The following is a 21,679-nucleotide window of genomic DNA, read 5'->3' as shown; positions in this document are numbered from 1 at the left end:
GTTTTGATGGAATAAGAGTGGAGGCTGGCCGCCTCCACCATTCATGATTTTATAAAAATAAAGTTAGAAGTCGAAACTACTTTAATTTTTATCTGCTAAATATGTTCAGTGCCTCTGCTATTTTTCTTTCCTTTTCCTTTAATTTTTTGTTAAGGTCTTCTATTTTCTTATCTTTAGCTTTAATTTCTTTTGTATAGTTTTCATTTATCTTTTCTGTTTTAGATAACATGATTTCAAAACTATTTTCTAGTCTTTCTTTCATTTCTTCAGATGAACATGTAGTTATTGGGCCAATTGGTTGTTTAAGTTGAATTGATTCAAGCTTGATTTCAAGCGGCTGCTTAACACCAGGAGCATTTTTATCATAAATATGATTAACTCCTATTTTATCCAAAAAGCTAATAAAGTTCTCATAGTTTTTTTGATGGCTCTTTTCAACCGAATGAAAATCAACTTTCTCAATCAAATCTTCTAGACGTGTGTTACCATTTATTTCTTCCGAAGAAACCCGAGGCAAATTATGATATTCGGATAGTTCTCTCACACGAGCATCTATTGGTATTGTAATACTTGGAGTTCCGGCAAGTGTTGGCACTATATTACCATGCAATCTCGTCCCAATACTTAAATCAACAGTTTTCATATGTTCAATCCACGTTGCAGCGTTTAAAAAATATTTAACCTTTCCTTCTTTATATACATGACTACTAAGACTATTTGGGTAGTTAGCCAATTTACTATTTATTGCTCCTCCCAGTAAAGGGGCACCAGCATAAGTTAATACCAGCTCATCCATATCTTGCGGAACGAAATTCAAATTATCAAATTTATGGGTAAGACCATTTAAAAACTCAAGCACCTTCTGGTCAGCCTTAGGTGTCATGTTGACACTAATTGAAGAAGAATCACTCAATTCAAGATTTCGAATCGTAATATTATTGCCAAAGGTATACATAGATGGGCAACCAATTACTTGATGATCTCTTCCTTCTTTAAAACCTAAATGCGAAAGATAGTCAGCTGTAATTTGACCTCTTAAACCCAGCGTACTTGATTTTTCCAAAACTGCTTTAACAAAATTTTTGACATCATCATCAAAAGGACGTTTTGTTTTAATATTCGGCTCGTATGGGAATTGCACCCCTATCCCTATTACATAAACAGGAATAGTAAGTTTTTTAATTAACGCAGTATATTTCTTTAATGTCGGTATAAAACCTGGTCTAATTGCATTTGCTAAAGGAAAAATATAGGCATCATAGGTTTCATTTATCATATCTGCGTCATCTGGATTTTTCCCATAATAGTCAGAAACTAATTCCACATTATCTGTTGTAATATTTCTGAAAACACTGTTAGCAAAAATTAAGTTACCCACATTATTTCCTATTGTATTTCTTTTAATAATTTCATCTGCACCGAGAGTATCCAATGGGGACATGCCTGATCTTACTAATATTTTTTTCATACTAAAATTCTCCTAGTTTTTTCATTTTAATCAAATACTGTCCAAAGACAAATGAATGTGAGTTAGTCATTAATATTACGGACAGCCTCACTTCTTTATAATATCTAATATCTTTCTTCTAACCTTAAACGGAATAACATGGGTGAATTTCCACTTTTTCATCTTAGGCATTTTATATAAACTCTTTTTATGCTTTTGAATCTCTTGATAAATACGCTCTGAATTATTTTTATCAATAAAAGTGAAATATTTTTTTCTGAGCTGCATATACTCTTCCTTCTCTTTGAAGTCAGATTTTATATATGATTCCACTATATCAATTAAACCGTCTGCATCAATAGAAACATCTCCGAAAAGATCATTTTCAAAATCCATATAGGCACCTTCATATTTAAGGTACTTATCCCGATCAAAATGATAAAAAACACACGGCTTTTTCATATAAAACATTTCCCATATTACACTTGAGTAATCTGAGATCATTAGAGAGCTTTTCATAATCATCTCATCTAAGGGAACCTCTAAAAAGCCAAATTTCTCAATATTCTCCGATTTGAAATCGAAAAGATCAATATAATTTTTAAACTTTGGATGAAGGAAAAACATTATTTTTACATTATTTTCTTTTAATAGCTTATCAAGTTTATTAGAAGAAAGGAATTCATTATATTTCTGATAATATTCACTTTCCATAAACTTTTCATTTGTCATTCCATCCATCCAGGTTCGCCATGTTGGCATAACGAAAATTTGTCTATATTTAATTTCATTGGTTTTATCTACCAGTGCATCCCATCTGGACAAACCAGTCGTTACCACTTCAGATTTATTGTATCCCCAATGATCAATAATCATTTTCCGCTCATATTCTGATGGAGCAATGACTAAATCAAATACGCCCCTATCTTTATAAAAATCCCTTACCACCTTTAACCCATTAACACCATGCTGCAAATATACAAGTTTTTTGTCTGTAAGTTCTTTTGCAAGTTTACTCTTTTTCATCTTAAGGTTGTAACTATTCCTTTTTGTATCTGAGGAAACTAATAATTTTGCTGCAAACATATACACAAAATACTTAAATGACATAAAGTATAAAATTTTATCTTCCATACCCTTTAAATTCTTTAATTCAGGAGAGTCTTTCCTGATTACATAATAAAAATCCTTTTGGTTTTTATTTTCATATACATATTTAAAGAAATAATATCCACTTTCATGGGCGGACATAGCAAGCTTTTCAAAGCCAACCCAGATTTCTTTCTTTGCGTAATACTTTTCAAAAAGCTTATAAAAATAATATGCTGCATTTTCTTTAAGAAGGTAATAGCTGCTTTCAAAATACTCTCGTTCCCTATAAGTAAATGATAAATCGTTTGATAGCGTTACATACGGGTAAATAATTTCTTTCCCATCATTAACTGATAATTGATATTTGGATATCGTTGAGTTAACATCCTCTAAGACTTTTTTCGAAACATCCGATACTCTGATAAAATACTCTTTATTCTCACATACAATTCCAAGGTAAAAATCCCAGTATAATGGAAATAAATCCTCTTTCAACAAATCTATTTTACAATCAATATATCTTCGATTACTTTCATCCTGGATTCGTTTTATTTCAAACCTTCTTTTTTGTAAATCATCTTTATTTCGTTGGATTAAGTATATTTCTCCTATATCAAATTCCGTTAAATAGGATGATTTTATTATTATTCGGAAGTTTACAAAACCCTTTCTCATTGTAAATTTATCAATTATAGTTTTGATTTCAAATTGTTCCTTAATTAAATTTGATATATTCCCTTTTACCAATGAAAGCTGGTTTTTGTTAGTTAAATAAATTCTACTATACATATTGTAGGTTGATTTTACATCGAATGACTGTTTGAAAAAATTGTAAAAACGATTAGGTTTGTCATCTATTATATCGTTAAAACTTCCTATTCTATACACATTTTTTTCTTCTGATTCCGCATTAATTACTAAGTATATATCCCATCTTTCAGCCTTATTATCAGTTCCGTTCAGAAACTCCTTAAAATCGAAAATTAAACTATCAAAAGCTTTATTCCCCTCGATAAAGAAGAACTCCTTTGACTTTCTCTCTCTCATTAATAATTGAATTTTTTTAGGGATACTAATTTCACTTGGAATCTTAAAGGAAAGTAGGGTGTCCTCTATCTCTATTTTAGTAATGTCTAAATTAGTTGCCTGTTTTACAGTACTTTCTATTTCTTTTGTATCTTCTTTAGTATAAGTCTTTTCGCTAATATCAATTATAGACATTAACCCATTGGATAATAAAAAGAGCTTCAATATATTTTTATTATCAGGGTTATTAAAATGGTGTGGCCTATCAAAATAGATACTTTGCTTTTCAACTTCACCTTCAATAATAAGTTCACCAGTTAATAAATAAGCATGGTCAATATTAGTTAGTTCAAAATCGAAATTAACATTTATGCTTTTATTACTTGATTCAACTATGATGCCTTGGTTATCTACAACAAACCTCCTATAAGGTGACTTGCCTTCCAGTAATTCTGTTTCAAAACTTTGATAGCCTAATTCTGAAGTGTCTAATGTCAATTTAAATATCGTTGAATTAATAATCATAGTAAAAAATAAATCAAATACTCCGGAAAAGTATTTTTTAGGTATTATTATATCTTCATTTAGAAAAGCAATCGGAACAAGATGACTAATTTTTGTTTCTTTTTGTACAGCTATAAGCAAAAGGTTATTTAATTCGTTTTTGCTAAAATCACTAATACCTATGTTAATCTCCGAAGAACTTTCAGAGAGTATATTAACTTTAAGCGATAGCATGTCAAGCTTATTGGCCTTTTTTAGTATTTCAGAAACGTCTATAAATTTAATAAGCATTTCATGATCCCGGCCAACTAAGACTGCTTGATATTTATTATTTAGCTCAAAAGGGAAAATCCCTTCTCTATTGAGTTGGAGATCGATACGATTTTTTTGTTTGTCATAGAAAGCTATGGTATGGAAAACATTCAATGAATTTTTACTAATATCATCAAATGATATCTCCGAAAATTGTTCATTTGTCTTACTTATTGTATGTTTAATCTTTTTTTTATTTATTTTAATTTCTTTAATACTTTCCACTACATCAGTTGAAACCATTAAACGTGAGTTCTTAACATCAAGAATATTCATATCGCTCACCTCACTTTATCCTTTTTTTAATTTCCTCAAATATTCTTTTAGAGTTCTCATAATCTGTATATTTAAAGTATTTTTCTCTAAGGTGTTTATATTCATCTTTCACTTCAAAATTATGTTTCACATAATAATTTAGTTCAGATATTATTTCATCCACATTTATTGCCCTATCCCCGAATAATTCTTTATCCATGTCAATATAACTACCTTCATATTGATTATATTTTTCATGATCAAACTGGTAGAAAATAACAGGCTTATTAAGAAAGAACATATCCCATGTTACAGATGAATAATCACTAATCATGAGTGACGATTCCATCATCTCGTTGTTAACCTTAATATCTAGAAATTCCTTTATTTTAATGTTTTCATTTTCAACCTTAAATTCTGAGATATATTGCTTGAATTTTGGATGCAAGAAAAAGACCAATTCCAAGTTGCTTTCAACTAAAAGCTGATTTAGCTCTGATGAAGTTAAAAGAGCTGTATAACTTGAATAATAATCCGACTTAACAAATTCCTCCTTAGGCATATCCTCCATCCAAGTTCTCCATGTTGGCATAACAAAGATTTTTTTCTTTTTCACTTCGTTTGACTTATCATTAAGTAAATCCCAACGTGCAAAACCTGTAACTATTATTTCTTTGCTTTCATAGTTCCAATGCTCTTTTAAAATTTCCTTTTCGGCATCTGATGTAGCAACAACTATATCAAAATTCCCTCTCCCTTTTGATTTTTTAAAAACATCAGATCTTTTCAGCCCAGTTACACCATGCTGAAGAAATACACTTTTTTTCCTATTAATGGTTTCAGCTACTTTACCTGAACGAATCCTGATGTTGTGCACATGCCGCTTTGTTTCCGATGAAACAAGTAGCTTTGAAGCATATACTAATAGCAAGTATTTAAACGACATAAAAGGCACAATTTTATTACTTTCTTTTTTAATACGTTGATAATCTGGAGAAGTCTTATCAATTATGAAATAAAAGTCCTCATGCAGTTTATTCTTATCAACATATGAGAAGAAAGCATACCCATTATCCTGAGCAGTCTTTGAAAACTTCTCAAAACCAAGCCATATATTCTTTTTGTGAAAATATAGTGGTTTCAATAGTCTGTAGGTATAATATGCAAGGGATTCCTTCATTTTATTAGTTATTGTTTCAAACGATTCTCTCTCCCGCATCATAAAGGAAATGTCTTCAGAGAAGGTAACATACGGATAAAGGATTTTACTTTTATCCCCCGACATAATAGCCTGTTTGAAATAATCTTCATTTACTTTGTTGATAACGTTTTTTGATGCTCCATTTACCCTTATATATCCAGTTTGATTATCTGCATCAGTTGCGGTTATAAACAGGTCCCAATAGAGTGGGAAGAATTCATCCCAGTTCATATTAAAGGTTCCACTAATTGTTTGGTGTTTTTTTGATTTGGATGTTGCAATATTTGAAATGTCTATTCTCTTATAATTATCTTTACTTCTTAAAAGTAGGGCTGCACTTTCTATATTCAAGTAATTTTTTGAAGTTAAATCAATAATAAATTTGTACCCGCTATTTCTCTGTTTTATTAGTTCAATTAGTTTCGTTTCTACTTGGTTTTTCTCTTTGAAAACACTATGGGCTTTTTCCTTCACAACAGACATTTGGTTTTTATCTGTTTGATAAATAAGTATTGCTTCTTCTTTACTATGACTGAAATAATATAAACTTTTCTTGCTTAGGGAATCTTCCTCATGTTCAATTCTTCCGTATATAAAATCCCCCTTAGAAAAAACCTCACCAAAAATATCCCATCGACCATTTTCAAATGACTCTATCCGATGGCTGTTTTCAGTATTTGTTAGATGACAAGTAATTCTATTCCCCTTAATTTCTGTACCTAAAATAATACGTTTTTTTGTTTTACGGGAAATTAGGATTACATTAAAAGTATTTAAATTATCTAATTCCGCATTTGATAAAGAAAAGCTAATTTCGTTTTGTCCAAAAAGAAAATCCTTAACAAGGATATTATCCTTTGATACTTTCCTCGTCGTTGTAAGGTATTTGTTCTCGGATAATTGGCAGTACCCTAACCCATTTTTACCGATATAAAAACCGTTAATATAAGATTGGTCTTCAATGATATAGCTATTACAATCCACAATTGGTCTAATGCTATTCGAAACTAGAGTAATGGATTGTTTTAAAATGTATCTTTGGAAATTTGCACTTAAGTAAAAGGTCCAACAACCTATGGTATCTACAGTAGGAATTGATTTTGTGTCGATCCACAATTTACCGTCCATATAGAAATGGTTTAATGTAAATTGTTGGGCTGCATTTTCATCATTTACTAGATAAATTTCATAGTATTCTGGTAAGTTACTACGATTAGTTTCGACCACTAAAAAGTTATTCAACGGAAAAATATTTGCTACCTCTATATTGCCGTTGATCTCTTTTTTAAATTTCACCTGATATAAATTTTTATCCCCTATATACAAATTCAGTTTTTGATCATTAAATAAAAACCCCTTATTTTCATTATCGTGTGATATAGGGCTCTCAAAATAATTAGTATAAACTAAATAGTAAAAATCCTCATTAATCTTAATAATGAAATTATAAAGAGAATGATTCAACTCATTTAAGGGTATTGTTATGTTAAAAATATTAAGTTCCTCTATATATGTGCTTTCAATTAAATGAAATTTATTAAAATCAGTTGATACTAAATAGAGGGCTGGGTCAGATTCTAATTTTTCATGTCCTAATGAAAAACTCAATCTTAAATTATCATGATTAATAATTCGTATACTTTTTGTATTTTTAATACCATTAATGAAAAGGGTTGATTTTTGGTTGTTATTTTGGATATAACTGAACATGTTAAGTTCAATTCTTGTATTCATTTCACTCGTTTCAAGATTAATAGGCGTCATAATAAACAAATTTAAAAATGGTTCAAATACATATAATCTAAACTGACCAAACGGAAGGATACTTCTTCCAAAATCCTTTTTCCATAAAGATACATATTCTCCTGTTTTATGGGTTGGGATTTCAATAATTTGTCCTTTAAATCGAATCCCCAAAAAATATCCATCTGAAACATTTGGAAGATGTAGTTTTATTTCCTCATCATTTTCCATGTATGGAATGTTTTTATCATCAACCTTTTTAATGGTTGTATTGTTTTGATTGATTGGAGAAATCCATTTTATCTCTATTGTTAAATTTTCTTTTAGCGCAGCTAAAGAAAGTATGAAATCTTTATCGAATGGTATTGCCATTTCAAATTCGTTAACAACTTTTACATTACTTCCGTTAATATTTAAATAATATTTCTCTAGTTTTTGAAAATTTCGTTGTATCAAGTGAACAACTACATTATTATCATCTTCAGTAAAAGGTAATTTTACTTCCTCTTTACCTAGGATAAATGACAATTCTTCTACTTTAAAATCACATTTTTTTTTAAGAAAAATTTTGTTAGCTTCTATTTTCTCAAAACGAACCAAGTATTCCAATTACTTATCCCCCCAGTTGTAAATTTATGTTCTAATGCCTTTAACTTTTCTCCATACTGTTCTAACTATAGGGCTTCTTTTTAAGGCATACATAAGTTCCTCTTTGTGTGATGTGCTTTCTTCATTCTTAATTATTTCTTGATATATACGTGAACAATTATTTTGATCAATGTATTTAAAAAACTTACTTTTTTGCTTGATTATACTGTTATCAAGTTTCATTCCTGCTGCAACTAACTCTTTTAGATGGCAAATCAAAGTATTTACATCAAAACTATTTCTTCCGAAAAGATCTTTATCCAAATCCAAATAACTTCCCTGCAGAGACTCATATTTCCCTTTATCAAATTGGAAAAATAATACAGGTTTATCTAAATAGCAATATTCCCAAGCTACACTTGAATAATCTGTAATCAGCATACTTGATCTTTTTATTAAGGAATTAACAGTTTGTTCTCCAAACTCAATAATATTTATTCGATTATCAACAGAATTAAATAACTTAGCATATTGTATAAACTTTGGATGTAGATAGAAATTTAAATATAAGTCCTGTTCAGAAAGAAAATTCCTTAGTTCCGTTGATGTAATTAATTCAAGGTATTTTTGAAAGTAATCAGAACGAATAAATTCTTCATCGGTAACCTCTTCTAACCAATTTCGCCAAGTAGGCATACATAAAATCTCAGTCTTTTCATGGGTGTGTTGTCTTTCTAGTTCATCCCACCTTGCAAGGCCTGTTACAATTATGTTTTCTAGCGGATAACCTAAGTAATCATGTACGATGTTCTTTTCAATTTCTGAAGAGGTGACAAATAAGTCTGCATGATTATTTCCATTTGCATTAAAAGTACCATCAACCTTTTTAAGCCCTAATACACCATGTTGCAAAAATATATATTTTTTTTGATTTAATCTTGGTTTAATCATCCCTTGGGATACTCTCCAAGCAAAACCATGTCCTTTTGCCTCGGATGAAATAATTCTTTTGGACACTAAAATTAAAAATAGATGCTTCACACTCATAAAATGAGCGACTCTTTTTTTGTAGGGAATAGTGTGTACACAGTCCTCAGATTCTTTTTTAATCACAAAATACACTTTTTTATTCGGATGATTTTTATAACAATACTTAAAAAAGCTAAAAGAGTTATCCTGAGCAGTTTCGGAGAATTTTTCATGAATAAGCCATATCTTAGACCCTATAAAAAAGAATCCAAATAGAATATATAGAATGAAGGCTATAATTTCATTTATCTTAAACTTCTTATCTTCATATCTTCCCTTTAAACGATAATTAATACTAAAGTCTTCAGACTGAGTAATATAAGGTAAGATGATATAATCATTCTTATTTTTTATTGTAAAGATAGACGGGAAATACTGTAGCTTAAATTTGTTCAAGATGCTAAAATTCTTCACACGCAAATGAACATTCCCTAATTTTTCACTTATAACTTCAACATAGAAATCCCAATAAAATTGCAAGAGTTCAACATTCTTCATATCCAGGCTAATTTCCACCCTATTTTCCTTGATCTGATTAGGGCCTAGTTTTATTCTGATTTGTTCTGGGCCTTTTCTATGTTTAAGTATTATCGCTTTAATTTCTACTTTAACTTTTGTATCTATATCAAATGAAACATTTAAATTAACCTTTTTTACCTTTAATTTATGGAGTTTTACATGACCTTCAAACATTTCACTTTTAATTTTCTCTTCAGTATTTATTACGATAGATACATGATTATTTTTAGTGATATAAGATGATAGATAAAAATCATTCTTTAAATATACTGGCTTTTGATAACGTTCTATATTATTGCTGAACTTAGCAAAATAAACCCTTACTGGATTTTCGCCGACTTCATTCAGATTTTCCATATACAAATCTAATCTTACTTCCGATTGAAAGTATTTTTTAAATTGTTCAATCTCAATAGACACAAGTGTACTATCCTTTATTACTTTCATATCACATTTTAAATAATAACGCTTCTCTTCCTTTCTTTTCTTACAAAAAAAAGAAACACCCTCCTTATTTACAAACGGAGTGGTTGGGAAGATAATGTTTATTTTTCGATTAGAAAGTTCAAAGTGTACAACTTTAAGATCATCGCTAATTTGATTCATGAAAATCAACTCCATTAGCGTCTGTAGTTATTAAGGTTATTGTTCCTAAAAGTTTGTGCAAATAAAATCACCCTTTTCATTTTGAAAACTGGGTACTTGTTAGACGGTAAAGTATTCAAATCCTTAACAAATATTATTTAACAATAGACAAACAAACATTCATGATCAGTCGTTTTTATCTCTTTGAAACAAAACAAAAGGGATTTATTTAATAAATCCCCTCACCGGACTATGTTATTTTGCAAGCACCAATTCTTTTTTTATTTTTGTTGTGGAAATACCGACTGTTCGAGGCAGATACACTACTTCACAATAGTCCTTTAAAAAGTCAAATTTACCCTTCCAGTCGTCACCCATAACAAAAACATCTACATCATGGTTTATAACATCCTCAATTTTCTGTTCCCAATTCTTTTCAGGAATTACTTCATCAACGTAGCGTATTGCTTCAAGAATCATTTTTCTATTTTCATAACTATGATATGCCTTTTTATCTTTTAATGCATTAAATTCATCATTTGAGATGGCAACAATTAAATAATCTCCTAAATTTTTGGCGCGTTTTAATAGATTGATATGCCCCCAATGAAGTAAATCAAACGTACCGTAAGTAATAACCTTTTTCACTATATCTCCCCCGTGTTTTAGAATTTATATATATTGAAGCTACCATTTTTAGGTTATCTAAATAAATTTCGACATTTAATATTATAGCATATATTTTTTTGGCAAACTACTGGGAATTCCGCCATATTACTAGTTTATTTTACAAGTTTCGTGTCATTTAATGTAAAAACAAAAAACCCTTCCTTAGCAAGAAAGGGTTTGGATAAAATTCTATTCTTGTTTATCGCAGTATTTCCCCAATGCTATAGATAATCAACAAATCGATTTCGAAATTTCATGTGAAGAAATGAACCAATAAATAATAGCGACAGAACAAACATCCAAAAATATAATGTATAGAATTTGTTTTCTATAAAGTACCAGTTTGTACCTAACAAAGATGAGCGATACCCTTCTATAATATAATAAATTGGATTAACCTTTAATACTGTGTTGATCGATGCAGGTAATTTATCTGGCGGCCATAATATCGGCGTGAGATACAATAATGCACGAACAACCGATTGAACAACCATTTGCACATCACGAATTATCGTAGTCAATGTAGAAGTAACTAGGGAAATTCCAATTAATAAAGCAAAGTTTGCCAGCATCATGTAAGGCAATTGTATAATATATAAAGTAGGGAAGAATCCATAAAACCCCAACAACACCATCGCAATTACGATGAGGATTATATGCTGATAAAACAATGAGGTAATGATATAGGAAGGAATTACGCTCATTGGGAAGTTCATTTTTGAAATAATATGGATTCTTGAATAAATGGATTTGGCACCCTGAGTTAGAGATTGAGAAATAAAAAACCAAACCGTGATTCCCGATAACAGCCACGGCAGGAAGGCCACTCCATGCACATTTTGCCCACCCCTTATTCCAATTCCAAACACAAACCAGTAAATGCTAATTAGTATCAATGGATTTAATATTACCCATAAAATTCCCAAATAATTGTTGTTATTGCTGCTTTTTAACTCAAAAAGAGATAGTCGAATAATTAAATAAAAATGATTAGCATGGTCTTTAATAATTTGAAAAAATGATTTCATTCTTAAACCCTTTCTAAAAAAACCTTTTCTACAACCTTTTCAGCAGAAACTCCATTTTCTAAGCTGCAGAACTCACGATGAAATCTTATGACTTCTTCTGAAGGCTTAAATTGATTTTCACTTATTTGTTTAATTACATTTATTACCTCTTCCGTGGTTTTTACTAAGGGACCGGGAGCATCCTTCTCATAATCAAAATAAAAGCCTCTTACTTTATCTCGATAGGTATCAATATCATACGTATAAAAGATGATTGGCCGTTTTAAGCACAAATAATCAAAAAATACAGATGAATAATCTGTTAATAGGATATCACTAACCAAATATAAATCACTAATATCATCATAATTTGAAAAATCGAAGACAAAATCATGATACCTTTTTATATCTATCCTATTAGATATAAGGTAATGCAACCTAAGCAAAAGAACATACTCATTACTTAGAGAGATTTGAAGGTGTTCCAAATTAAGCTGCATTGTAAACTTATATTTCCCTCTTTCAAAAAATTCATTATCTCTCCACGTTGGAGCGTATAAGATTACCTTTTTATTTTTAGGAATACCAAGCTTTTCTTTGATTTTATTTATAGCTGCAATGTTATTGTTATTCACTAAAGGGTCATTACGCGGATAGCCTGTTTCTAAAATTTCCTTATCATATTTGAATGCTCTTTGAAATATGGAAGTTGAGTATGGATTGGGAGAAATTAAAAAGTCCCATCTGCGTGATTCTTTATAAAAATTTTCTTTGTAATTCTCAGTTGTCGTTTCGGGCATGTGAACTTCCTTCATATCCGACGCTAATTTTTTTAGCGGTGTACCATGCCATGTTTGTAAATAAGTGGTATGGTTGGGTTTTTTGAACCATAATGGCAGCCGGCTGTTGGTTACCCAAAACTCAGCTCTTGGCAATAAAAATAACCATTTCATTGAAAAGCGGTTTACGACAGGAATATTCATTTTGTTGAATTTTTGACTATAGTTTTTGTCGATACTCCAAAACATTTTATACTCAGGATGGTTCTTTCGTAAATATTCATAAATTGCCCTGGGATTATCACTATACTGCTTTCCAAGAAAACTTTCAAAAATAACTAATTTCTTTTTGACTGGTAAAAACCCAATCAAAATAAAACCTATTTTATATAACATAGAAATGAAATTTTTCAATTGGGTCAATTTTAATTCCTCCAAACGACTATAAGAAACAGACAGGGGTGTTTTCTAATTATTTTATATATAAGCCGCAAATCGTTTCAATGTTACAACTCTTCGAAATAATTATTGCTGTTTACTGAAGGATGCATCTTGATTATTAAAAGATAATCATCTATAAAAAGCCATAATAATTGTCTACGATGATCTCTTTCGAAGTAGAGAGATAGTAAATGTATTTAAACCAGTTCTTTAGGTTTTATTTAAAGTGAATCGCTTTGGTATTATCGCTTAATTCCTGCCGAAATCCGTCCGAAAGGTTGCTTGTGTGCACTATAATAATGTTTATGGATGGGTTTAGTTTGTGTTCCCGATCAGATATACTCATTAATTGTAATATTTTATAGAAAAATGTCAATTGACCATGGGGACGGTAAGGTACTATTCAAGCTGAGCTGTGGTATTATTGGGCATCATTGCTACACCTTTCTAAATGGCAGCCACATAAACTTTATGGTTTTTTGAATAACCCCTTAATATTCACCCCTTTAAATTGAAAATAATATTATACTTTTATTTCGAATTGCTAAATATATGGTAAATTAAAAAGGATTTGTCGTTTAAAAAGGACAGAAGAAGTAATAGAGACCATCGCTAATATAGAAGAAGAAAAACTAACATATAATGGGAAGTTTGATATTTTCTATGAAAGGTTTTGTAAATGGGATAAAGGAACAGCTTCCGAGCAAGTTGTAAAAAAGGTATTAAAATAAGACCATAAATTTGTGGTTACTCCCCTAAATTTGTCGAATTTTTTACAAAAAAAACAGAATTTCCAAAAGTTTGGTCAGAAAATGTATGCTATAATAACTCTTGTGCGAAAACGGCATTGTTAAACGTAAATAATGACAATAGATGGCTAGATCATAAAATAATTCTGGGGGAGATTAGGTGAAAAAGGTACTTACTTATGGTACTTTTGATTTAATGCATTGGGGTCATATCAACTTGCTAAAACGCGCGAAGGAATTGGGAGATTATCTAGTAGTTGCAATTTCTACAGATGAATTCAATGCACTAAAGAATAAAAAGGCCTACCATAGCTATGAAAATAGAAAAATGATTCTTGAAGCGATTCGTTATGTTGATGAAGTAATCCCTGAAAACAATTGGGAACAAAAGATTGAAGATGTACAAGCCAATGATATCGATGTATTTGTTATGGGTGACGATTGGAAAGGGAAGTTTGACTTCTTAAAGGATTATTGTGAAGTCGTCTACTTACCACGTACAGTTGGGATTTCAACAACAAAAATAAAAAAAGAATTACTTTTGACCGCTTCTAAATAATCATTGTGACAGGGACAAATCGACAACGGTTTGTCCTTTTTGCATTCATATAAAATCCCAGATTGGGTACAAATAAAGTTATGGGGGCACAGATAGCGGAGGAAAAGATGGAAAAAATTACATTGTTGTATTATCAGGTCCAAGTCATGCAGAAGAGGTTGCTCTAAGACACCCGACAACGGTATCTTCTGCATCTGAAAATCTAGACGCAGCAGAATATGTCCAAATGTTATTTATGAACACATATTTTAGAGTGTATACGAATGGTGATGTATTAGGTGTAGAAGTGGGTGGTGCCCTGAAAAATATTATTGCTCTGGGAGCAGGCATTTCAGACGGCCTTGGATACGGTGATAATGCCAAATCAGCATTGATAACACGTGGATTGGCTGAAATAACGAGACTAGGCTACGCAATGGGTGCTGACCCGCTTACGTTTATAGGGCTGGCAGGTGTTGGTGATTTAGTCGTTACCTGTACAAGCATTCATAGTCGGAATTTGCGTGCTGGAAACCTGATAGGGAAAGGTCATAAGCTAGATGAAGTCCTTAATGATATGGGGATGGTAGTTGAAGGGGTACGCACCGCAGAAGCTACCTTTCAATTAGGGAAGAAGTTAGAGGTAGACATGCCGATTACAAATGCCATCTATGAAGTGGTTCATAATGGTCATGACCCTCGCGATGCTGTTGATGCATTAATGACCCGAACTGGAAAAGATGAAGTTCCTGCCTTTTCCTAAGGTGAAAATTCTATATTATCGTTAGGAATCTGCCTTAATCTAAATGAAACCGCGGTATCTTATGTGCAACGGTGGAAGTAGTAGGGGGTTAGTAGCCCCCTGCTACTCAGTTTTAATTATGTAAGCGTTAGCGATGTTAAAATTTTTGTTATAATTTAATTAATAGAAACATAGAATAACCAATACAACTGAGGAACTTTATGAAAACTTTACAATCTCTTTAGACCTTTTTCATGAACAGTTCAAGAAATCTTAATAAATTTAACGTACACTAAGGTAGAATGAATTGCTAAGGATTGAAGAGAACAGGGGAGGCTACTCTAATGAAAAATTGGGCGTATACAACTCAAGGTTCCGTTAAAACAGGCATAACAGGTGAGGGATTACCATTCTTTGAGAGTTCAATATTAGGTTGGCAGGATGATAATCGATTTTCAGAATGCGAAAAGCTAGTAGTTATCAGTGCAGTTTTATATGATGATGGAGCAGAGTGTGTTCTGAAAAACATATACACCTCAGAAGAGGCTATAGCAAACCCAAAAATCCGCATGCAGAGTGAAGAAGTAGAACAACAGCTATTAAATGAAGTACAATTATGGTTGAATGGAAGTATTTAATAAAAAAAGCTGACAGCGAAAATGCTAAATCCTGCTGTCAGCTTTTTTGTTTTTTTTATAGGTATTAGCGTTTATGTTAACATCTTTTGTTGTTTTTGTTATGATAATCTATTCTTTTGATTCTTTTTTGGAAATGATAATGGTGTTTTCAGAGATGATTCCTTGCTGCGAATAAGCACCGACTCGATACACTTTTCTTAGTGGAAGCAGTATCAAGCAGATTTTTTCCTATTGTAAAATCTTTTGTATTTTCTACCAGAATTCTAAAACCAGCGAAATCTTGGAATTTATTGCTGCTTATTGTTAGATTTTCAGTATAATCCTTATTTTCAAGTTCATTTATCATAATCCCATCTGAATGAATCCTTTTAAATGAATTACCGTTTAAATGAATTACCGTTAATTGTGCTGTCCCTGACATAGGTTAAGTGGATCCCATTGTTGGCGTTTGATATGGTATTATTATCAATTTCAATACCATGGGCCCAAGAAAGGTCAATCGCTGGATTTTTACCCTTTTGATTTATAATGGGATTGTTAACAATTCTAACAGTAGCAATTTTAAACGAAAAAAATCATATTGAATCGCAAGTAAAAAAGCAGTGTCATTTGCACACAAAATGACACTGCTTCTTTTTTAGGCTAATCTAATCCTAAATTTTTAATTGTAATGTACTTTTATGGTTTTAGCTAATACCAATACTTCTGAAGTAGCCATTGTGTCAGTTAGTAAAGATGGTCCAGAAATGACAAAGGATACAATTTCCTTTTTTTTTCACGGCTTTCTCATTCTTTTAACCCTTTACTATTCCTTTTCATTTCCTCCATATATAATTCGACCATCTGTATCATAAACCGTTACTTTAACTGGTAATTTAACTTGATCTTTCTGGAAAGTAACATACCAAACCCATAAGTTATCCCGAACGAAAAACCTGTTTGGCTGTATATTGCCTTCACTATTAATAACGATGGTCTTGGCATCGTCTTCGGCAAATCCGTATATAATTGAAAGATTCTTTTGGACATTATTTTTGGCTCGCCAGTCTATTGGTCCTCTCTCCTCTTTCTCCTCTTTAAACTCCTGGAAATCCATCTCTGGATAAATAAACTTTTTAAAATCAGTAAACCCTTTATTGGTAAGCACAGGAATGATTCCGGAACTACTCTCAGCAAAAACTAAATTTGATTTAGCATCAAACAATAGGATTCTTTTGCAATCGCCTAATTGTGCTGATATTCGTTCACAGATTCTTTCTTCCAAGGATGTAGTAGGAATATAAGGACTAGCAGAAATTGTAGGTTTAGTAGGACGCGTTGCAAAGAAATAAAATACCACAATTATTCCTAAACAGAGTGCGGCTATTAGAATTTTTTTGCTCATATAAATTACCCCCAATTTATATAATTCAGGCAATTTAATTATAAACCACACGCTGTCATTAAACATATTCTTTAAACATTACCCTTCAAGCTAAGAATTAATTTGGTTTAAAATATACTCGACAAGTTTTTTTGCTGATTGCCCATTTGAATATCGATTCCATCTGCTAGAAAATTCTTTGATTGCCTGCTCATCAAAACTGTCTGCTTCGATTAATTCAATCATTTCGTCCGTATTGAAGACAATCGGACCAGGAACTATACGTTCATAATCCTTAACCAACCCTCTTTGTTCACGATATTCAGCCAGATCGTATGAAAAAAAGATGATTGGTTTCTTTAACAGAGAATACTCAAAGGGTAAGGAGGAGTAATCCGTTATTAAGTAATCCGTAACAACTAACAATTCATTTATCCGTTTATAGCTAGAAAAATCACCAACAAAATCAGGATATAATTCTTGATAATTTGTTTTAGTCTTTACAGCGGGATGAAGTTTTATTAACAAAAAATAGCTGCTGCCTAATTTCTGTTGCATCTGTTTGATATCAAGGTGAAATTCACTATTTTTCAATTGGCCGTCGCGATATGTAGGCGCATACAAAATCAACTTTTTACCCGCTAACATTGGATAATTTTCATAGAAACTTGTTACCACTGCATCTCTTGCCTCTTTATCATAAAAAAAGTCAGTTCTCGGAAACCCTGTTGGCAGCATTCTTTGAGATGGAACATGAAAAGCTTCTCTAAAAATACTCGCCATTTCATCCGAACCGACAACAATTTTATGAAATTTATCATATACTTCTTGAAATCTTCGTTTTGCCGAATCACTTCGATAGCGAATAGACCGATCTTGCATGCCAAAAGTCTTTAAGGCGCCCGCTGCATGCCAAATTTGAATACATTCGACATTCTTCTTAAAGGTAACCGCTGCTAAAAAGCCAAAATAATTATCAACTATAACAAATCTACCTGTAGAAAGATGAAATAAAGAAACAAACCAATTCAATATATTTTTTGTTTCAAAGGGAATAATCTTTGTATCCTTTAATTCATTTTTAAATTCCCCTGATACGGAAGATTTGCATAAAAATGCTAGCTTTAAAGACGGGTCTTGTTTTCTAAGTTCCCGGTACAAATAAATGGCATTTTCCTCAAAAGAAATGACAAATGTAACCTTTTTTTGTTGTGGAAATATCTTGAATATAGTAAAGAATAATTTAAACAATAGTAGATAACATGAAATGGCTGCTTCTCTAAGCATTAAGATTCTTCCTTCCCCCTTCTATATAAAATCTTCTCGTCAATCGAATAAATTTATTGTAGTATTTTTATTAAATATGTCAATAATCTACAATAATTAATAAATTTCTTGTTTATGCTTGTGTCGAATATAATTCAATTATGATAAAATAATACTAATATTTGTCGTATTTTCTATAATCGACCCAGTTTTGAAAAATATAAACATACATAATAATATAAAATAATTATGATTTCTTTTATCGCTTTGTTGGTAAACCGTTTGTTAATTCTTGGTATGATTTTTCCCAAGTTGTTCATAATAAGAGGAATTCATAGGTATTGAATTAGGAGCTTGTAAAAATGCTTAAATTTAAGGAAGTGCTTGGCTATCATTTCGTAGATAGTACGATGGATGAACTTGTAGGTGAGGTCCATTCTAGAATAGTCCAATCTCAAAAAACATTTATCGTAACAGCTAATCCAGAAATCATTACATTTGCCCAGTCAAATCCTTCCTATGACGAGGTTATCAAAAGTTCCGATTATATAACCCCTGATGGCATTGGGATTGTTATAGCTTCAAAAATTTTGGGCAGACCGCTCCGGGAACGGCTTGCCGGCTTTGATTTGATGTTAAAACTATTGGAGCTATCCGATAAGGAACATTATCGGGTTTATTTATTAGGCACTAAACCAAATATTATTGATTTGAGTGCAAGCAATATCATAAAGGCCTTTCCCAATCTCGAAATCGTCGGCTTTCACCACGGTTACTTTCAAAGTGATGAAAAAATTATCAAAGAAATTCAACAGAAACAACCCGATCTTGTCTTTGTCGGACTCGGATTTCCTAAGCAAGAAAAGTGGATTTCTGAAAATCTCACTCACTTTACTAAAGGCATGTTTGTCGGCGTTGGCGGCTGCCTCAATATTTGGGCTGGAGTTACCAAACGTGCGCCAAGGTTTATGGTGAATTTAAACCTGGAATGGCTCTATCGTCTGATAAAGGAACCATCCCGGTCGAAGCGAATGTTAGCGATACCAATTTTTTTAAAGCGGGTTTTTCATCGTGAGTTTAAATGATCGCGGACCAAAAGGACAGGAACCTCGTCCCACTAAAATTGGGACAAGGTTCCTGTCCTTTTCCCCTACAAAACCAAAATAGGAATCCCCAAAGGAGATTCCATCAACAAATGGAAAATAAAGTTATAACCGCCGCTAATTTTTTGGTACGTCACATTTCCTGCTTTAATTTTCCTTTTCATTTCCTCCATATATAATTTGACCATCTGTATCATAAACTGTTACTTTAATTGGTAATTTAATTTGATCTTTCTGGAAAGTAACATACCAAACCCATAAGTTATCCCGAACAAAAAACCTATTTGGCTGTATATTGCCTTCACTATTAATAACGATGGTCTTTGCATCGTCTTCGGCAAATCCGTATATAATTGAAAAATCCTTTTTAACATTATTTTTGACTCGCCAGTCTATTGGTCCTCTCTCCTCTTTCTCCTCTTTAAACTCCTGGAAATCCATCTCTGGATAAATAAACTTTTTAAAGTCAGTAAACCCTTTATTGGTAAGTACAGGAATGATTCCGGAACTACTCTGGGCAAAAACTAAATTTGATTTAGCATCAAACAATAGGATTCTTTTGCAATCGCCTAATTGTGCTGATATTCGTTCACAGATTCTTTCTTCCAAGGATGTAGTAGGTATATAAGGACTAGCAGAAATTGTAGGTTTAGTAGGACGCGTTGCAAAGAAATAAAATACCACAATTATTCCTAAACAGAGTGCGGCTATGAGAATTTTTTTGCTCATATAAATTACCCCCAATTTATATAATTCAGGCAATTTAATTATAAACCAAATTTGGGACATGGCTCCTTGTCCCCCCAAAAAAACCTCTTCTCATTGCTGAGAAGAGGTTTTTTTGAATTTGTTTATTGAATCCATGCTCCGTCAGAGCCTATTTTGTACTTGCCTATTGTTGTGTTTGCTGCCATATGGCCATCGTTGTATAGGTAGTACCATTTGTTGCTGACTAGGACCCAGCCGGTTTGCATTGCGCCGCTAGTATTTAGGAAATACCATTTGCCGCTGACTTTCACCCAGCCAGTTTGCATTGCACCACTAGCAGTAAAGAAGTACCATTTACCGCCAGATTGTACCCATGCATTTGTTTTCATGACACCATTCGCATCAACGAAGTACCATTTACCGCTAGAAAGTACCCATGCATTTGTTTTCATGACACCATTCGCATCAACGAAGTACCATTTGCCGCTAGAAAGTACCCATTCATTTGTTTTCATAACGCCATTGGCATCAACGAAATACCATTTACCGCTAGAAAGATGCATTTGTNATACCATTTACCGCTAGAAAGTACCCATGCATTTGTTTTCATAACACCATTCGCATCAACGAAATACCATTTACCACCATAAAGTATCCATGCATTTGTTTTCATGACACCATTCGTATCGACAAAATACATTTTTCCATTGGTAGAAATCCAAGTATTCATATTCATTACTCCGAATGTGCCAAGATAATACCACTTTCCTCCGGATAATACCCATTCATTTGTGAGCATTGATCCTTCAGGTCCGAGGTAATACCATTTTTGATTAGATTGAACCCAAGCATTCGTTTTCAGAATACCATTATTATAGTAATACCAGAGGTCATTCTCTTGATACCAACCATTTTTAACTTCAGGGTCTGGAGTTGTTGTTTTGCTAACCATTACTTCCGTTGCCGCACTTTCATTGCCTGCTGCATCTGTTACTGTGACAGAGATTTTCTTGCCTGCTTCCACATTTGCAATCGTGATCGCAAACTTGCCATCAGCATCCGCTGTTGCGCTGCCAATTTCTTTGCCGTCAACTTTTGCGACAACTTTTGCTCCTGCCTCTGCTGTACCTTTGATGACTAGATCAGCATCAGTTACTGCATTTACAACTGGTGCTGCAGGTGCTGTTTTATCAATCATAAACGTAACTGTTGTTTTATTTCCTGCTGCATCGGTTACCACTAATGTGTGGGTGCCTTCTGCACTTACAACCGTTCCGCTTGTGAACGCTACTCCATCTAATGTCGCTGTTCCTTTATCAAAGGAAACCGTGACATCTTTGTTGTAGATTCCATTGTTTTCTACGCCTGTTACTTT

Annotated in this window: 18 protein-coding genes and 1 pseudogene; 5 read left to right on the top strand and 14 right to left on the bottom strand. The window is 32.2% G+C overall.

Going from position 1 to position 21,679, the window contains the following annotated elements; translation table 11 throughout:
* Window positions 1-88: 88 nt before the first annotated feature.
* From AA980_RS23160 to AA980_RS23130, 7 genes are all read right to left on the bottom strand, one after another.
* Window positions 89-1,468 (bottom strand): polysaccharide pyruvyl transferase family protein, encoded by a 1,380-nt coding sequence (locus AA980_RS23160; RefSeq protein WP_024027943.1) that lies wholly within the window; start codon window positions 1,466-1,468, stop codon window positions 89-91.
* 87 nt (window positions 1,469-1,555) lie between these two features.
* Window positions 1,556-4,657: a CDP-glycerol glycerophosphotransferase family protein gene (locus AA980_RS23155; protein ID WP_024027942.1), complete on the bottom strand. Its 3,102-nt coding sequence runs from the start codon at window positions 4,655-4,657 to the stop codon at window positions 1,556-1,558.
* A 10-nt stretch (window positions 4,658-4,667) separates the two neighbouring features.
* Window positions 4,668-8,189 (bottom strand): CDP-glycerol glycerophosphotransferase family protein, encoded by a 3,522-nt coding sequence (locus tag AA980_RS25960; RefSeq protein ID WP_024027941.1) that lies wholly within the window; start codon window positions 8,187-8,189, stop codon window positions 4,668-4,670.
* A 24-nt stretch (window positions 8,190-8,213) separates the two neighbouring features.
* On the bottom strand, window positions 8,214-10,322 hold the full coding sequence (locus tag AA980_RS23145; protein WP_024027940.1) for a CDP-glycerol glycerophosphotransferase family protein: 2,109 nt from the start codon (window positions 10,320-10,322) through the stop codon (window positions 8,214-8,216).
* 234 nt (window positions 10,323-10,556) lie between these two features.
* Window positions 10,557-10,949 carry a glycerol-3-phosphate cytidylyltransferase gene (gene tagD / locus AA980_RS23140; protein ID WP_024027939.1) on the bottom strand — a complete coding sequence of 131 codons (393 nt, stop codon included), beginning with the start codon at window positions 10,947-10,949 and terminating at the stop codon, window positions 10,557-10,559.
* Window positions 10,950-11,191: 242 nt separating this feature from the next.
* A complete protein-coding gene (locus AA980_RS23135) occupies window positions 11,192-11,998 on the bottom strand; it encodes an ABC transporter permease (RefSeq protein WP_024027938.1) in 807 nt (268 codons plus the stop codon).
* A gap of 2 nt (window positions 11,999-12,000) precedes the next feature.
* Window positions 12,001-13,179, bottom strand: a complete 1,179-nt coding sequence (locus AA980_RS23130) for a CDP-glycerol glycerophosphotransferase family protein (RefSeq protein WP_024027937.1) — start codon at window positions 13,177-13,179, stop codon at window positions 12,001-12,003.
* Window positions 13,180-13,745: 566 nt separating this feature from the next.
* Between AA980_RS23130 and AA980_RS28365 the strand changes: the two genes are divergently transcribed.
* From AA980_RS28365 to AA980_RS23115, 4 genes and pseudogenes are all read left to right on the top strand, one after another.
* On the top strand, window positions 13,746-13,928 hold the full coding sequence (locus AA980_RS28365; protein ID WP_152681206.1) for a CDP-glycerol glycerophosphotransferase family protein: 183 nt from the start codon (window positions 13,746-13,748) through the stop codon (window positions 13,926-13,928).
* Between the two features lie 178 nt (window positions 13,929-14,106).
* Window positions 14,107-14,505 (top strand): glycerol-3-phosphate cytidylyltransferase, encoded by a 399-nt coding sequence (gene tagD, locus AA980_RS23125; RefSeq protein ID WP_024027936.1) that lies wholly within the window; start codon window positions 14,107-14,109, stop codon window positions 14,503-14,505.
* 121 nt (window positions 14,506-14,626) lie between these two features.
* Window positions 14,627-15,247 (top strand): annotated as a pseudogene (locus tag AA980_RS23120) (NAD(P)H-dependent glycerol-3-phosphate dehydrogenase); the annotation flags it as partial.
* Window positions 15,248-15,570: 323 nt separating this feature from the next.
* Complete coding sequence (locus AA980_RS23115) at window positions 15,571-15,864, top strand: hypothetical protein (RefSeq protein WP_024027934.1); 294 nt, start codon at window positions 15,571-15,573, stop codon at window positions 15,862-15,864.
* Between the two features lie 148 nt (window positions 15,865-16,012).
* Here AA980_RS23115 and AA980_RS23110 read toward each other — a convergent pair whose 3' ends face one another.
* The 4 genes from AA980_RS23110 to AA980_RS23100 all read right to left on the bottom strand — a co-directional run bounded on the left by AA980_RS23110 (window position 16,013) and on the right by AA980_RS23100 (window position 18,514).
* On the bottom strand, window positions 16,013-16,285 hold the full coding sequence (locus AA980_RS23110) for a hypothetical protein (RefSeq protein ID WP_024027933.1): 273 nt from the start codon (window positions 16,283-16,285) through the stop codon (window positions 16,013-16,015).
* On the bottom strand, window positions 16,242-16,364 hold the full coding sequence (locus AA980_RS28360) for a NosD domain-containing protein (protein WP_407937484.1): 123 nt from the start codon (window positions 16,362-16,364) through the stop codon (window positions 16,242-16,244). Before AA980_RS28360 ends, AA980_RS23110 begins: the two co-directional genes overlap by 44 nt.
* A 305-nt stretch (window positions 16,365-16,669) precedes the next feature.
* Window positions 16,670-17,248 (bottom strand): hypothetical protein, encoded by a 579-nt coding sequence (locus AA980_RS23105; RefSeq protein ID WP_024027932.1) that lies wholly within the window; start codon window positions 17,246-17,248, stop codon window positions 16,670-16,672.
* A gap of 90 nt (window positions 17,249-17,338) precedes the next feature.
* Window positions 17,339-18,514, bottom strand: coding sequence for a CDP-glycerol--poly(glycerophosphate) glycerophosphotransferase (locus tag AA980_RS23100; protein ID WP_024027931.1), 1,176 nt, complete (start codon window positions 18,512-18,514; stop codon window positions 17,339-17,341).
* Between the two features lie 341 nt (window positions 18,515-18,855).
* Between AA980_RS23100 and AA980_RS23095 the strand changes: the two genes are divergently transcribed.
* Window positions 18,856-19,578 carry a WecB/TagA/CpsF family glycosyltransferase gene (locus tag AA980_RS23095; RefSeq protein WP_024027930.1) on the top strand — a complete coding sequence of 241 codons (723 nt, stop codon included), beginning with the start codon at window positions 18,856-18,858 and terminating at the stop codon, window positions 19,576-19,578.
* 165 nt (window positions 19,579-19,743) lie between these two features.
* On the opposite strand, the gene AA980_RS23090 is transcribed toward AA980_RS23095, so the two are convergent.
* The 3 genes from AA980_RS23090 to AA980_RS28350 all read right to left on the bottom strand — a co-directional run.
* The gene (locus AA980_RS23090; RefSeq protein ID WP_047772020.1) at window positions 19,744-20,325 is read right to left on the bottom strand and encodes a hypothetical protein; all 582 of its coding nucleotides are present in this window, start codon (window positions 20,323-20,325) and stop codon (window positions 19,744-19,746) included.
* Window positions 20,326-20,447: 122 nt separating this feature from the next.
* Complete coding sequence (locus AA980_RS28355; RefSeq protein WP_152681202.1) at window positions 20,448-20,867, bottom strand: N-acetylmuramoyl-L-alanine amidase family protein; 420 nt, start codon at window positions 20,865-20,867, stop codon at window positions 20,448-20,450.
* A gap of 5 nt (window positions 20,868-20,872) precedes the next feature.
* A partial coding sequence (locus AA980_RS28350) for an Ig-like domain-containing protein (RefSeq protein ID WP_407937483.1) occupies window positions 20,873-21,502 on the bottom strand: 630 nt, incomplete at its 3' end.
* Window positions 21,503-21,679 lie beyond the last annotated feature (177 nt).

The organism is Neobacillus vireti (assembly GCF_001026695.1).
Lineage (GTDB): Bacteria > Bacillota > Bacilli > Bacillales > Cytobacillaceae > Neobacillus > Neobacillus vireti.
Note: the sequence above shows the minus strand (reverse complement) of the source record. Positions and strands in the feature narration are given on the sequence as shown.

What these genes read in the sequence shown, in the direction of transcription:
- AA980_RS23110 (WP_024027933.1), bottom strand. Translation starts at nt 16,285, where the DNA reads ATGTCAGGGACAGCACAATTAACGGTAATTCATTTAAACGGTAATTCA.
- AA980_RS23155 (WP_024027942.1), bottom strand. Translation starts at nt 4,657, where the DNA reads ATGAATATTCTTGATGTTAAGAACTCACGTTTAATGGTTTCAACTGAT.
- AA980_RS23160 (WP_024027943.1), bottom strand. Translation starts at nt 1,468, where the DNA reads ATGAAAAAAATATTAGTAAGATCAGGCATGTCCCCATTGGATACTCTC.
- AA980_RS23105 (WP_024027932.1), bottom strand. Translation starts at nt 17,248, where the DNA reads ATGAGCAAAAAAATTCTAATAGCCGCACTCTGTTTAGGAATAATTGTG.
- AA980_RS23145 (WP_024027940.1), bottom strand. Translation starts at nt 10,322, where the DNA reads ATGAATCAAATTAGCGATGATCTTAAAGTTGTACACTTTGAACTTTCT.
- AA980_RS23135 (WP_024027938.1), bottom strand. Translation starts at nt 11,998, where the DNA reads ATGAAATCATTTTTTCAAATTATTAAAGACCATGCTAATCATTTTTAT.
- AA980_RS23100 (WP_024027931.1), bottom strand. Translation starts at nt 18,514, where the DNA reads ATGCTTAGAGAAGCAGCCATTTCATGTTATCTACTATTGTTTAAATTA.
- AA980_RS23090 (WP_047772020.1), bottom strand. Translation starts at nt 20,325, where the DNA reads ATGAGCAAAAAAATTCTCATAGCCGCACTCTGTTTAGGAATAATTGTG.
- AA980_RS23115 (WP_024027934.1), top strand. Translation starts at nt 15,571, where the DNA reads ATGAAAAATTGGGCGTATACAACTCAAGGTTCCGTTAAAACAGGCATA.
- AA980_RS28355 (WP_152681202.1), bottom strand. Translation starts at nt 20,867, where the DNA reads ATGCATCTTTCTAGCGGTAAATGGTATTTCGTTGATGCCAATGGCGTT.
- AA980_RS23095 (WP_024027930.1), top strand. Translation starts at nt 18,856, where the DNA reads ATGCTTAAATTTAAGGAAGTGCTTGGCTATCATTTCGTAGATAGTACG.